Raw genomic sequence first — 13,038 nt, 5'->3', positions numbered from 1 at the left:
CCCCCCTCTTCCGGAGGGAGGCGCGTCGTCGTTCCCGGCCGCGTGGCATCGTGGGCACATGCGGTCGACGACGAGCGAGCTGAACTGGTCCGGCACGGTCACCTACACGGCCGAACGGGTGGTGCGGCCGACCTCGCTCGACGGCGTCGCCGACCTCGTCGCCCGCAGTCCCCGCGTCCACGGGCTCGGCACCCGGCACTCGTTCAACGACGTCGCCGACACCCCGGGCGTGCTGCTCGACCTGACCGCCGTGCCGACCGACCTCGTGGTCGCCGCGGACCGCCGCACCGCCACGATGGGTGCCGGCACCCGGTACGGGCTCGTCGCACCGGAACTCGACGCGGCCGGGGTCGCCCTGCACAACGAGGGGTCGCTCCCCCACATCTCGCTCGGCGGCGCGATCGCCACCGGCACGCACGGCTCCGGCACCGCCCTCGGTTCGCTGAGCACCGCCGTCGCCGCGCTCGAGCTGATCGGCCCGGACGGCACCACCAGCACGATCCGACGCGGTGACCCGGACCTCGGCGGCGCTGCGATCCACCTCGGGCTGCTCGGCATCGTCACCCGCGTGACCGTCGACGTGCAGCCCACGTACCGGATGCGGCAGGACCTCTACGGGCCGATCCCCTGGGACACCTTCACCGCCTCCGCCGCCGAGGTCTTCGCCACCGGGTACTCCGTCTGCGCCTACACGCTGTTCGGTGACACCGTCTCCGAGGTGCTCGTGAAGTCCCGCGTGCCGGACGGAGCCGACGACGTCGAGGTCCCCACGGGCCTCCTGGGCGCGCCCCGCCTGCCCGGCTCGCCCGGTGACGGCCACCACACCGCGCGGGACGGCTCGGTCGGGCCGTGGTGGGACCGGCTGCCGCACTTCCCGATCGAGTCGGTGCCCTCGGTCGGGTCCGAGGTGCAGAGCGAGCACTTCGTGCCGCTCCGACACGCGGCCGCGGCGCTCGACGCGCTGCGCGGGCTGGCGGACCGGATCCAGCCGCACCTGCACGTGTGCGAGCTGCGGACGATGGCGGGTGACGACCTGTGGCTGAGCCCCACGCAGGGCGAGGACGTGCTCTGCATCGCGTTCACCTGGAAGAAGCACCCGGAGCAGGTCGCGGCCCTGTTGCCCGACCTGGAGGCGCGACTCGCCCCGTTCGGCGGGCGTCCGCACTGGGGGAAGATGAGTTCCCTCGACGGCTCCGCCGTCGCCGCGCTGTACCCGCGGCTGGGCGCGTTCCGCGAACTGGTCGGGCGTCGTGACCCGGCCGGCAAGTTCCGTTCGGCGTTCGGCGAGCGGGTGCTCGGGCTGCCTGCTGGTTCGGGGCTCAGCTGACCGTTGTGACGGTCTTCGTCTCGCCGTCCCAGTGCCGGACGCCGGCGACGCCGAGGGTCTCCGGCAGCGGCACCGACGCCAGCACCTCGAGCATCCGCGGCAGGTCGACGTCCCGCGGCCGACGTGCGAGCGTGAGGTGCGGCGCCCACCGTCCTGGCAGCGAGGTGTCGACGCCGCCGGGCGCAGCGCGGTGCACGGCCTCGTGGAACGCGGCGAGCGCGGGGTCGACCACGACGGAGACCCCCAGGACGTGGCGACTCGGACCGGCCGGGAACAGCAGCAGGCCCGCGGGGCGGATCACCCTCGGCAGCGGCGCGTCGAAGCCGGACGGCACGGGCAGCGTCTCGCCCGCCGCCAGCGTCACGTGCGGGGCGTTGGTCTCGGACGTGTGTCGGCCCATGCTCGGCAGGTCGGCGATGACCAGGGCCTCCCAGGCGCCACGGACCGCCCGTTCGGCATCCGGGTCGAGGACGAGTTCGATGCTGCGCACCCGTCGAGCCTGCCCGACGGCGAGCGCCGGCGTCACACAGCGACGCCGGCCTGTCATGCAGCGACGCCGGTCGTAACACGACGGAACGTGAATCGACCCGGTCCGTGGCTGCCGGGCACACTCGTGGCTGTCCCCGCCGGGTGACCCCAGCGTCGGGACCCCCACAGCACCGTCCCTGCCAGCAGGGCGACCCCTTCACGAGGAGCAGCCATGTCCGCGTCCCCCGTCCTGCCCGACCGTCCGCAGCGCAAGCGCCCGCTCGGGTGGATCATCGCCGCGGCCGTCGTCGTCGTCGCGATCATCGTCGCCGTCGTGGTCGTCGCCGTCCGCGGTGGCGGCTCCGACCAGCCCGGAGCCGCCGGCAGCGGTTCGGACCGCAAGGCCCAGACCGTGACGATCGGTGTCGCGGACAAGGCGCTGCCGTACTGGAAGACCTACACGGCACTCGCGAAACAGCGCCTGAACGTCACCGTCAAGCTGACCAACTTCGCCGACTACTCGCTGCCGAACCCCGCGCTCAAGGACGGGCAGGTCGACATCAACCAGTTCCAGCACATCCAGTACCTGGCGAACTACAACGTCACCGCGAAGGACGACCTGCAGCCGATCGGCTCCACCGCCGTCTACCCGCTCCCCCTCTACGCGACGAAGTACGACAACACGTCCGCGATCCCCGAGGGCGCGAAGGTCGCGATCCCGAACGACGCCATCAACGAGGCCCGGGCACTGCTCGTCCTGCAGTCCGCGAAGCTCATCGAGCTGCGGGACGGCGGCAGCGCGTTCTCGACCACCGACGACATCACGTCGCACAAGGTCGACGTGCAGCCGCTCGACGCCTCGCAGACCGCGAACGCGCTGCAGCAGGGCTCGGTCGCCGCGGCCGTCGTGAACAACAACTTCGCCACCGCCGCCGGGCTGCCCGCCTCGGACAAGGTCTTCACCGACGACCCGTCCAGCTCCTCCGCCGCCCCGTACGTCAACGTCTTCGCGGTCCGCGACGAGGACAAGGACAACGCCACCTACCTGGACCTCGCGAAGCTGTTCCAGGACAGCGCGGTGCAGAAGGACTTCACCAAGGACTACCCCGACGCCGTCGCGCGGGACGAGAAGGCGTCCGCCCTGCAGGACGAGCTCGCCACCGTCGAGCGGGACGCGAAGGCAGCAGCCGAGTAGTGGCTGCCCTCGTCGAACTCCGCGGTGTCACCAAGAGCTACCGCCGCGCCGACACCGGAGAGACCGTCACCGCGGTCGAGGGTGTCGACCTCGACGTCCACCAGGGCGAGGTCCTCGGGGTGATCGGGTACTCCGGCGCCGGCAAGTCCACCCTGGTGCGACTCGTCAACGCCCTCGAGCTGCCCACCTCGGGCACCGTCACCGTGGCCGGGCAGGAACTGACGGCGATCCCCGAGCGGGACCGCCGACAGGCCCGGCGCCGGATCGGGATGGTCTTCCAGCAGTTCAACCTGTTCCGCTCCCGCACGATCGCCGGGAACGTGGCGTACCCGCTCAAGGTCGCCGGTGTCGCGAAGGCCGAACGGGACCGCCGGGTCGCCGAACTGCTCGACTTCGTCGGGCTGCTCGACCGGGCGTACGCCTACCCCGAGCAGCTGTCCGGCGGGCAGAAGCAGCGCGTCGGCATCGCCCGGGCGCTCGCGTCGAACCCCGAACTGCTGCTCGCCGACGAGGCGACCAGTGCCCTGGACCCGGAGACGACGTCGGAGGTCCTCGCGCTCCTCCGCCGCGTCAACCGCGAGCTCGGCGTCACGATCATCGTCATCACCCACGAGATGGACGCCGTCCGCCGGATCGCCGACCGCGTCGCCGTGATGGAGCAGGGCCGCGTGGTCGAGGTCGGCGACGTCTACGACGTGTTCTCCGCCCCCACCACCGAGGCCGCACAGCGCTTCGTCCGCACGGCCCTGCACGACCGCCCCTCGCCCGAGACCGTCGCCCGGCTGCACGAGCGCCACCCCGGCCGGATCGTGTCCGTCCGGATCACCGACGAGACCGGCCTGCAGGGTCGCATCGACCAGGCGTTCCGTGACACCGCGGTCACCGCCGAGCTCGTCTTCGGCGGGGTCAGCGAGATCCGTGAGCGCCGCATCGGCTCGCTCACGTACGAGCTCGGTGGGCGTGACGCCGACGTCGACCGGGCGGTCGGCGCCCTGCGCGCCGCCGGCATCACCGTCGTCGAGGAGGCCCGCGCATGAACAACTCGTTCCAGAGCGTGATCGACACGTTCGACGTGTTCCTGGCCGCGACCCGGGACACGATCGTCATGTCCCTGGTGTCGCTCGTCATCGCGGGTGTCATCGGCCTGGCGCTCGGGCTGCTGCTCTACGCCACCCGGCCGGGCAACCTGCTGTCGAACCGCACCGCGTACACGGTCATCAACCTGGTCGTGAACCTGGTGCGTCCGATCCCGTTCGTGATCTTCCTCGCCGCGATCGCACCGCTGTCGCGCGTCGCCGTGCAGACCACGATCGGCGTCCCGGCCGTGACGTTCGCGATCTCGCTCGCCGCAGCGTTCGCGGTGTCGCGGATCGTCGAACAGAACCTGCTCGCCATCGATCCGGGCGTCGTCGAGGCGGCACGGGCCTCCGGGGCGCACCCGGTGTCGATCCTGCTGACCGTGCTCATCCCCGAGGGGCTCGGGCCGCTGATCCTCGGCTACACGTTCATCTACATCGGCATCGTCGACATGACGGCGCAGGGTGCACTGGTCGGCGGTGGCGGGCTCGGCGAGTACGCGATCACCTACGGCTCGCAGCGGTACGACTGGTGGGTGGTCTACGTCTCGGTCGCCGCGATCGTCGTCATCGTGCAGCTCGGCCAGTTCGTGGGCAACCGCCTGGCGCGGGCGACGCTCCGCCGCTGACGCCCGGCCCGGGTGCTGCCCGCCTCCCCTGCCGCCGCCCCCGGGTGCTGCCCGCCGAGCGGTCACGAATCGTCGTTCTCGACACGCCAGAACGACGGTCTGTGACCGCTCGGCGGAGTGCGCGTGACGCCCCGGACGGGAGGCCCGGGGCGGGCCCGGCACGCGCCTCCCGTCCGACCGGGGGCGCAGGCCGACGCCGACGCGCCCGGCCGCGGCACGCCGAGCGGTCACAAATCGTCGTTCTCGGCCCGCCGGAACGACGGTCTGTGACCGCTCGGCGGAGCACTTGCGGGATGTCGTGACCGGTGGGGAGTCGAGTGCCGGCACGCGCCTCCCGTCCGTCCGGACGTACCCGCAGACGCAGACGCAGGCGCGCCCGGCTGCAGCCCGCCGACTGGTCATGAATCGTCGCTCCGGGCACGCCAGAACGACGGTTCGTGACCGCTCGGCGGAGTGCGCGCGGCGCGCCGGACGGGAGGCCCGGGGCGGGCCCGGCGCGCGCCTCCCGGCCGGCAGGCGGCGGTCAGGCGACCGCGGACGCCGTTCCGGCAGCCTCGGCGGGCGCCTCGTAGCTCGCACGCACCAAGATCGGACGGTGGTCGGAGATGCCCGCGGGCAGGGTCTCGACACCGGCGATGTGCAGCCCGACGCTCGTGGCGAAGTCGAAGTGCCCGGTGAACTTGCGGTAGCGCAGGTACGTCGGCTGGTCCGAGAGGGACAGGGCGAAGCCGGACTCCTCGATCTTCCGGCGCAGGTTCGTCTGGAACCACGGGTAGTTGAAGTCGCCGACCATGATCGCCGGGGCCTCGCTCGACAGGTCGCGGACGAAGTCGTGCGCGGCCTCGATCTGCTTGCGGCGCAGGGAGTTCGTGGCGGTCAGGGGTGAGGCGTGGAACGAGGCGACGATGACCTCGGCCTCGGCTTCCTTGTCGTAGAGGTGCATGGCGATGAGTCGCTCGTGCGCGGGAGACAGGACCCGGTCGTGCAGAGACTTCTGCAACGAGTGGATGCCGAAGTCCTGCACGTCGAAGCGGTCGTCACGCTTGTAGATCGCGAGGCCGAGACGGTTCGCCTGGGTCGAGGCGGCGAGGGTCAGGCCGCCGACGGAGGTGGCGAGGTCGGTGCTGTCGCACTCCTGCACGCAGAGCACGTCGGCCTGCGATGCCTCGGCCAGGGCGGCGAGCTCGCTGTTCGCGGTGTGCTCGCGGAGGTTGTAGCTCACGACACGCAAGGACCTCTGCCCGACTGCGGTGGTCGGTTCGGTCGATCCCTGCTCGTGTGGCGCCGCCATGCTGCCTTCCGTCCTGGGCCCTGAACGGCCCGCTCTCCTGCCGCGGTCACGGTACTCGGGGATGGCAGCAGGTTGCTGAGACTGTAGCGCGCTGCGCATCCGGGACACGTGACCTGCGGGTGCACGATCGATGACGAGCCGTGGCCTCCGATCAGCGCGGCGACGCACCCTCCGGCGCAGGTGCCGCCGCGGCCGGCGCACGTCGCGCCGGACGGACCGTCTCCCCCGCGGTCCGGCTCATCAGGAGCCCTTCGACGCAGGCGACGACGAGCAGCACCGCGATGACGACGAACGCCACGGCGTAGGGACCCGAGCCCGCGAGCCCCTGCCCGCCGACCCCGGCGGCGGCCCGCAGCACGACGGCCGCGACGGCGACGCCGAACCCGGCCGCGGTCTGCTGCAGTGTCGAGGACAGCGTGTTCGCCGCGGTCATGTCGGGCTGCTCGACGTCGGCGAACGCGATGGTGTTGTACGCGGTGAACCCGACCGACCGTGCGGCTCCGCTGACGACGAGGAGCACGACGAGCAACCAGAACGGGGTCGACGGCGTGAGGAACACCATCGCCACGACGGACAGCGCGGCGACGGCCGAGGACACCACGATCACCGGGCGGTACCCCCACCAGCGGAGGAACGGCGTCGTCGCGGGCTTGATGCCGAGGTTGCCGACGAAGACCCAGAGCACGGCGGATCCGGCCTCGAGCGCGGTCCACCCCCAGGCGTCCTGGAACAGCAGCGGCAGCACGAACGGCACCGCAGAGACGGCCAGACGGAACAGGCTGCCGCCCGCGTGGGACACCCGGAACGTCTCGAGCCGGAACGCCCCGAGCCCCATGATCGGGTGCCGGGCCCGGAGGAAGTGGCGGATCGCGAGCCAGGTGCAGAGCGCCCCGACGACGCCCGCCAGCACGGCCGGCACGGCCGGCACGGTGTCGAGCGCGAGCAGCGAGGCCATCACCACGAGGGCGCCGAGCCCGAGGCACGCCAGCAGCGACCCGAGCCAGTCGAACGGCACCCGCTCCGGAGCCCGCTCCTGCGGCACGAGCAGGAGCGCCGCGACGAGGGCGATCACCCCGAGCGGGATGTTGACGAGGAAGATCCAGTGCCACGACAGCGTGTCGACCAGGACGCCACCGAGGAACGGGGCGATGACGGGGGCGGCGAGCGCCGGCCAGGTGAGGATCGCGATGGCCGTGACGAGCTGGTCGCGACCGGCGCTGCGGAGGACCACGAGCCTCCCGACCGGCACCATCAGCGCACCGCCGAGGCCCAGCAGGATCCGCCACAGCGTCAGCTCCACGAGACCGGAGGACGCGGCGCAGAGCGCGGACGCGATCGTGAACAGCGCGATCGCGCCGACGAAGACGGTGCGGGAGCCGACCCGGTCGGTGATCCAGCCGCTGACCGGGATGAACACGGCGAGCGTGACGAGGTACGCGGTGATCGCGACACCGACGGCCGCGGAGTCGACGCCCAGGTCCCGGCCCATCGCGGGCGCCGCAGTGGCCAGGATCGTGCCGTCCAGGAGCTCCATGAAATAGGTGCCGGCCACGAGCACGGCGACCGCCGTGCTGCTCGTCCGTCGTGCCGTCGTCGTCGTCATCGCCTTGGATGCTAGCCCGGCTCACGTCCTGGCCGACGCAGTCCCGTCGCCGACGTGGACCGGACAGCCGGGAGGCCCGGATCACCTCCCCGGGGCGCCACGACGTGGCACGTCCCCTTTCTCCAGGGATCGCCGACTACCGTGGGGCCGTGCAGTCTGTCGTACCCGACCTCCGCGGACCGCGCGCGTGAGCCGCCTGGACAGTGTCCTTACAGGCTCGGTCGCCGCGGGCCGTCGCCGCGTGGTCGACACGGTCGTCAGCATGCCGGCGTGGGCCGCTGTCCTGCTCCTCTGGACCGTCGGGCGCTTCGTGTCCACGATGTGGCTGATGGCCGCCTACCCGCTGATGGCGCGCGTCCAGCCCGCCAACGCACTATGGGGCAACGACCAGGGGTTCACGGCGTTCCTGACGTCGTGGGACGGCCAGTACTACGAGGCGATCTCGCTGCACGGGTACCCCTCGGTGCTGCCGCTCGACGCCACCGGACACGTCGCCCAGAACGCGTGGGCGTTCCTGCCGGCGTTCCCCTTCACGATCCGTCTGCTGACGGTCTCCACAGGTCTGCCGTTCACGATCGGCGGGCCGGCCGTCGCCGTCATCGCCGGGCTCATCGCGACGTTCCTGCTGCACCGACTCGTCCAGGAGCACGCCGGCAACACGGCAGCGCTCTGGGCGGTCTTCTTCTTCACGTGCGGTCCGCTGTCGTTCCTGCTGCAGGTCGGGTACGCCGAGAGCGCGTTCCTCGCGCTGACCTTCGGGGCGCTGCTCGCGATGGAACGTCGGCGGTACGGGCTGCTCACCGTGCTCGGGGTCGTCGCCGCGTTCACGCGTCCGGGTGCGCTCGCGATCCCGCTGACCCTCGGCGTCATCGCCCTCGTCCGCTACGTCGGTGCCCGCCGGTCGGGTGTCCGGACCCTCGACGAGTTCCCGGTCCTGGAGCGCGTCAAGGTCGTCGCCGCCGGACTCGTGATGGCCGCCGCCGGAGCCGCGTGGCCGGTGATCGCGGGCTGGGCGACCGGTCGACCCGACGCCTACCTGGCGACCGAGATGTCCTGGTGGGTGAACTTCATCGGCCGAGTGCACTTCGTCCCGCTGTCGCCGTGGTTCCTGACCACCGCCAAGTGGCTCGGCGTCGGCGGCGTGCTCATGGTCGTGGTGCTGCTCGTGCTCTACCCGATGTGGTTGGCGCGTCGGTCGACCCGGAAGCTCGGGACGACGACGATCGTGTTCGCCGCCGGGTACGCGCTCTACGTGTTCGCGGTGTCGCTGCCGATGGCGTCGACCCCGCGTCTTCTCATGCCGTTGGCGCCGCTGATGGGCTCGCCGGGGATCGTCGCGAAGCCCGCGATGCGGTGGACCCTGGTCACCGGGGCGCTGGTGTTGCAGCCGGTGTTCGTCGCGGTCCTCTGGCTGCTCGGACCGCCGTGACGACCTGACGCTCGGCTGACCCGGCGTCCCGCGTCCTGTTGACGGGGAGCGCCGACGCCCGGGCTGGTCGGCCCGGGCGTCCGCGCCCGACTAGACCTCGAGCGTGCCGTGGCTGCCGAGGTCCGGCTGCGACTGGTGCCCGAGCGCGGCCTTGAGGGTCTGGACGAGCGATCCGACCGGCCCGGTGTCCTGCGTCCAGTACTCGACCGAGACGCCCTCGACGGTCAGCAGGCGGATCGAGGGGTCGTCGCGGCCGTCGGGGAACCACGCCTCGGCGAACGGCGACCACAGCTCGTCGATGACGGCGCGGTCCTCGCTGACGGTGGCCGTGCCGGCGATGGACAGGTAGCCGCCCTGGGACTCGATCGCGACGTTGACGTGCGGGTTCCGGGCGATGTCCTCGACCTTCTCGCTGCCGTCCTGCACGAGGAACCGCAGGCTGCCGTGGAAGGACTTGTCCTGCACGGCGAGGGGCCGGGCGTGCAGCTGGCCGTCCTCGCTCACCGTCGTCAGGAGGGCCGTGCGGGCACCGTGGACGATGTCGGAGATGGCAGCACGGTGGTCGGTCTGGGTGTCGGTCATGATGCTCCTTTGCGTCGTGCGCCCCGTCCCCACTGACACGTCAGCCGGGCACCGGGCGCGAACCGTTCCGACCAGTGTGCCCCCGCTCACTGGACGCGCGCGCGGTGCCGGCGCCGGGCCTCCCGTCCGGTACGCGGTCGTGCGCCGCGGGCCGCCGCGCGCCGAGCCTCGGCTGGACGGACACTCTGCGGCGCCCGGACGGCGCAACCTGTCCGCCAAGCCGAGGCTCGGCGCGAGCGGGCGCCCGCCAGCCACCGGCGGCCGCGCCAGCGGCGGCCGCGCCAGCGGCGGCCGCGCCAGCGGCGGCCGCGGCGCCACGCGCCACGCACCGCGCGTCGCGCACCGCGCGCCGAGGCTCGGCTGGGCGGGCACTCTGCGGCATCCGGACGGCGCAAGCTGTCCGCCAGGGCGAGGCTCGGCGCGAGCGGGCGCCCGCCGACGCGTCAGGCGCGCTCGCGGATCGTGGTCTCGACGTCGACGACCTGCGGGATCCGCGGCAGCGAGGCGAAGCCGAACCGCACCGGCGGGTCGAGCGGCGCGAGCTCGCCGAGCGGCTCCCCCGCCCAGCTGCCTCGGACGCCCACGACGTCGTGCGCCCCGGTGACGCCGTAGTACTCGCGGCGGCCGTTGCCCGCGGTGCCCGCGGTCCCGGCACCCGGGGCGACGAGCTTCGCGACCGGGTCGATCACGGTGAGCCAGCGGGGGTCGCGGGCGATGCGCTTGGGGACGATGCGCAGGACCCGGCCGAGCGGCGAGATCCCGCCGACGTCGACCGAGGCGACGAGCGGACCGGCGTCGAGCTCCAGGCCGCGGGCGGTGCGGCGGGCGTCGATGTCGACCACGGACACGGCGTCGAAGCGGTAGGTGCCGGAGACGTAGGCGGCGACGATCTCGTCCGGTGCGAGCAGGACGCTCGAGCCGTCGGGCAGCTCCACGAAGACGTCGGTGAACGCGCCGAACGGCGAGGACTCCCACATGCCGACGACGAACCGGACGCCGGAGGTGCTCCCGGCGCCGAGGATCCGCCCGCGGAACCGTCGTTCGGTGGTCTCGTTGCTGCTCGGCGACATGCGCCCGACGCTACCCGCGTCGCCCCGGGAGCAGCCGGGCGGGCGTGCCCCGAGCCTCCCGGCCGTGGCGCCTTCCGGCCGTGGCGCCTTCCGCCCGCGCCGCCTCCCGCGTCGGCATGCGCACAACGGAAACCGGCCCGAACCATGGGATCCCACGGTTCGGGCGGGTTGTCGCTGTGCGGGTCCACCGCGCGCCGCGCACCACGCACCGCGCACGCGCCGCCCGGCCGCGACCGGCCCGCAAGTCAGGAGGCGCCGGACCGGAGGCGCGGCTCAGTCCAGACGGGAGGCGCGGCTCAGGGAACCGGGACCGGCTCGGCCAGCAGCTCGCGAACCCGCGGCGCGACGCGCGTGCCGTAGAGCTCGATCGACCGCATCATGTCCGCGTGCGGCAGGTGCCCGGTCGCGTACCGCATGTCGAACCGCGAGACGCCGAGGATCCGCATGTTGCGCGCGACCTTCCGGGCGACGGTCTCCGGCGACCCGACGTACAGCGAGCCGCCGGCGGAGAGCCCGGCGCGGTAGCCGGCCGGGTCGAGGGGCGGCCAGCCGCGCTCCCGGCCGAGCTGGTCGGTGACGGCCTTGTGGTACGGCCAGTAGCGTTCGGCCGCTTCCTCGTCGGTCTCGGCGATGAAGCCCGGGGAGTGCATGGCGATCGGCTGCTGCGGGAGCTCGAGCTGGTCGAGCGCCTGGCGGTAGAGCCGCGCGAACGGGGCGAACTGCGCGGGCTGCCCACCGATGATCGCGAGGAACAGCGGCATGCCGTACGACGCCGCACGGATCACGGACTGCGGGGAGCCGCCGACGCCGATCCACGTCGGGATCGGGCCGTGCTCGAGCTTGGGGAACACGTCCTGCTCGACGAGCGAGGCGCGCTTGGTGCCCTGCCAGGTGACGGTGTCGCCACCGCGGAGGGCGCTCCAGAGCTGCAGCTTCTCCTCGAACAGCACCTCGTAGTCGTGCAGGTCGAAGCCGAACAGCGGGAACGACTCGGTGAAGGACCCGCGGCCGAGGATGACCTCGGCGCGGCCGTTCGAGATCGCGTCGACCGTGGCGAAGCGCTCGTAGACACGGACCGGGTCGTCGGAGGACAGCACGGTGACCGCGGAACCCAACCGGATGCGCGACGTACGGGCGGCGATCGCGGCGAGGACGACCTCGGGGGCACTGACGGAGTAGTCGGCGCGGTGGTGCTCGCCGACGCCGATGAAGTCGATGCCGACCTGATCGGCCAGGACGGCTTCGTCGATCAGGTCACGGAGGGTGGCGGCGTGGGTCTGCACGCCCCCGTCGGCGGACTCGGTGACGTCGCCGAACGTGTCGAGGCCGAGCTGCACGGGGCCGACGCGGTCCGGTGCGGGGGGCGGGACGTCCGAGGGTCGGTCGGTACCGAAGGCGTTGCTCATGTGACCCTCCCGGATCTCGCAGTCGATCAATGCGAACGCATGAAAACTAGCACGATCCGGGCGAGCCCGCACCCCCAGCCCCGCTGTGTACGGTCCGACGCATGGTGCAGCCCTCGAACCTCCCCGACCAGACCGGCCGACGCATCGTCGTCACCGGGTCCAACAGCGGCACCGGCAAGGAGACCGCACGCCGGCTCGCCGGGGCCGGCGCGAGCGTCGTCATCGCCGTCCGCACGGTGTCCAAGGGCGAGGCCGCAGCCGCCGAGATCCGCCAGGAGCACCCCGACGCCGACCTCGAGGTGCGCGAGCTCGACCTCGCCGACCTGTCCAGCGTGCACCGCTTCGCGGACGGGATCGTCGCCGACGACCGCCCCCTCGACGTGCTCGTCAACAACGCCGGCGTGATGGCCCCCCGCGAGCGCTTCGAGACCACGGACGGCTTCGAGCTGCAGTTCGGGACGAACTACCTCGGCCCGTTCGCGCTGACGAACCTGCTGCTGCCGTCCCTGCTCCGTGCCGAGTCCCCCCGGGTCGCGACGATGTCGAGCATCGCCGCAGTGCCCGGCAAGATCCACTTCGGCGACCTGCAGTGGCAGACCGGGTACCAGCCGTGGCTGGCGTACGCCCAGTCGAAGCTCGCCGACCTGCTGCTCGGCCTGCACCTGCACCAGGTCGCGGTCACCCGCGAGTGGGACCTGTCCTCGACCATCGCCCACCCCGGCTACACCCGCACGAACCTGCAGTCGGCGGGTCGGTCCCTGGGCCGCGACCGCCCGGTGCAGTCGAACGACCGGGCGCTGCCGTTCACGCAGGACGTCGAGCAGGGCACCGAGCCGCTGCTCTACGCGGCCGTGGGCCGGAACGCCGCCTCGGGTGCCTACTACGGGCCGGCCGGCGCGTTCGGCCTGACCGGGCCGACGACCCTCGCCTCGGTCCCCCGCTCGGCGCGTGGGGTCGACCTC

The 13,038-nt window shown here is 72.5% G+C and carries 12 protein-coding genes; 6 read left to right on the top strand and 6 right to left on the bottom strand.

Going from position 1 to position 13,038, the window contains the following annotated elements; genetic code table 11:
• Positions 1-58: 58 nt before the first annotated feature.
• Positions 59-1,327, top strand: coding sequence for a D-arabinono-1,4-lactone oxidase (locus QL987_RS13415; protein ID WP_290158084.1), 1,269 nt, complete (start codon positions 59-61; stop codon positions 1,325-1,327).
• Here QL987_RS13415 and QL987_RS13410 read toward each other — a convergent pair.
• Positions 1,320-1,817: a 2'-5' RNA ligase family protein gene (locus QL987_RS13410; protein ID WP_290158083.1), complete on the bottom strand. Its 498-nt coding sequence runs from the start codon at positions 1,815-1,817 to the stop codon at positions 1,320-1,322. The genes QL987_RS13415 and QL987_RS13410 overlap by 8 nt on opposite strands.
• Before the next feature lie 210 nt (positions 1,818-2,027).
• On the opposite strand from QL987_RS13410, the gene QL987_RS13405 reads away from it, so the two are divergent.
• From QL987_RS13405 to QL987_RS13395, 3 genes are read left to right on the top strand one after another with little or no spacing between them, the layout of a single operon-like run.
• Positions 2,028-2,990 carry a MetQ/NlpA family ABC transporter substrate-binding protein gene (locus tag QL987_RS13405; protein WP_290158081.1) on the top strand — a complete coding sequence of 321 codons (963 nt, stop codon included), beginning with the start codon at positions 2,028-2,030 and terminating at the stop codon, positions 2,988-2,990.
• A complete protein-coding gene (locus QL987_RS13400; protein WP_111074670.1) occupies positions 2,990-4,027 on the top strand; it encodes a methionine ABC transporter ATP-binding protein in 1,038 nt (345 codons plus the stop codon). Before QL987_RS13405 ends, QL987_RS13400 begins: the two co-directional genes overlap by 1 nt.
• A complete protein-coding gene (locus QL987_RS13395) occupies positions 4,024-4,695 on the top strand; it encodes an ABC transporter permease subunit (protein ID WP_111074671.1) in 672 nt (223 codons plus the stop codon). Before QL987_RS13400 ends, QL987_RS13395 begins: the two co-directional genes overlap by 4 nt.
• Before the next feature lie 523 nt (positions 4,696-5,218).
• On the opposite strand, the gene QL987_RS13390 is transcribed toward QL987_RS13395, so the two are convergent.
• Both QL987_RS13390 and QL987_RS13385 read right to left on the bottom strand, forming a co-directional pair.
• Positions 5,219-5,986 carry an endonuclease/exonuclease/phosphatase family protein gene (locus tag QL987_RS13390; RefSeq protein WP_111074672.1) on the bottom strand — a complete coding sequence of 256 codons (768 nt, stop codon included), beginning with the start codon at positions 5,984-5,986 and terminating at the stop codon, positions 5,219-5,221.
• Between the two features lie 151 nt (positions 5,987-6,137).
• Entirely contained in the window at positions 6,138-7,589 is a 1,452-nt protein-coding gene (locus QL987_RS13385) for an MFS transporter (protein WP_290158080.1), read from the bottom strand.
• Positions 7,590-7,776: 187 nt separating this feature from the next.
• Here QL987_RS13385 and QL987_RS13380 point away from each other — a divergent pair, with 187 nt between their 5' ends.
• Positions 7,777-9,018: a hypothetical protein gene (locus QL987_RS13380; protein ID WP_290158078.1), complete on the top strand. Its 1,242-nt coding sequence runs from the start codon at positions 7,777-7,779 to the stop codon at positions 9,016-9,018.
• Between the two features lie 90 nt (positions 9,019-9,108).
• On the opposite strand, the gene QL987_RS13375 is transcribed toward QL987_RS13380, so the two are convergent.
• From QL987_RS13375 to QL987_RS13365, 3 genes are all read right to left on the bottom strand, one after another.
• Positions 9,109-9,600, bottom strand: a complete 492-nt coding sequence (locus QL987_RS13375) for a pyridoxamine 5'-phosphate oxidase family protein (protein WP_181439222.1) — start codon at positions 9,598-9,600, stop codon at positions 9,109-9,111.
• 443 nt (positions 9,601-10,043) lie between these two features.
• Complete coding sequence (locus tag QL987_RS13370) at positions 10,044-10,670, bottom strand: hypothetical protein (protein WP_221850218.1); 627 nt, start codon at positions 10,668-10,670, stop codon at positions 10,044-10,046.
• 296 nt (positions 10,671-10,966) lie between these two features.
• A complete protein-coding gene (locus QL987_RS13365; RefSeq protein ID WP_290158075.1) occupies positions 10,967-12,076 on the bottom strand; it encodes an LLM class flavin-dependent oxidoreductase in 1,110 nt (369 codons plus the stop codon).
• A 101-nt stretch (positions 12,077-12,177) separates the two neighbouring features.
• Here QL987_RS13365 and QL987_RS13360 point away from each other — a divergent pair.
• The coding region (locus tag QL987_RS13360; RefSeq protein ID WP_290158074.1) for an SDR family oxidoreductase at positions 12,178-13,038 on the top strand (861 nt) is incomplete at its 3' end.

It is taken from the genome of Curtobacterium sp. APC 4022, assembly GCF_030407555.1.
Classification (GTDB): Bacteria; Actinomycetota; Actinomycetes; order Actinomycetales; family Microbacteriaceae; genus Curtobacterium.
This window is presented reverse-complemented; position numbering and strand designations above follow the sequence as displayed.

Excerpts from the sequence above, each read along its gene's own strand:
- QL987_RS13415 (WP_290158084.1), top strand. The coding sequence starts at position 59 with ATGCGGTCGACGACGAGCGAGCTGAACTGGTCCGGCACGGTCACCTAC.
- QL987_RS13405 (WP_290158081.1), top strand. The coding sequence starts at position 2,028 with ATGTCCGCGTCCCCCGTCCTGCCCGACCGTCCGCAGCGCAAGCGCCCG.
- QL987_RS13395 (WP_111074671.1), top strand. The coding sequence starts at position 4,024 with ATGAACAACTCGTTCCAGAGCGTGATCGACACGTTCGACGTGTTCCTG.
- QL987_RS13390 (WP_111074672.1), bottom strand. The coding sequence starts at position 5,986 with ATGGCGGCGCCACACGAGCAGGGATCGACCGAACCGACCACCGCAGTC.
- QL987_RS13385 (WP_290158080.1), bottom strand. The coding sequence starts at position 7,589 with ATGACGACGACGACGGCACGACGGACGAGCAGCACGGCGGTCGCCGTG.
- QL987_RS13375 (WP_181439222.1), bottom strand. The coding sequence starts at position 9,600 with ATGACCGACACCCAGACCGACCACCGTGCTGCCATCTCCGACATCGTC.
- QL987_RS13370 (WP_221850218.1), bottom strand. The coding sequence starts at position 10,670 with ATGTCGCCGAGCAGCAACGAGACCACCGAACGACGGTTCCGCGGGCGG.
- QL987_RS13365 (WP_290158075.1), bottom strand. The coding sequence starts at position 12,076 with ATGAGCAACGCCTTCGGTACCGACCGACCCTCGGACGTCCCGCCCCCC.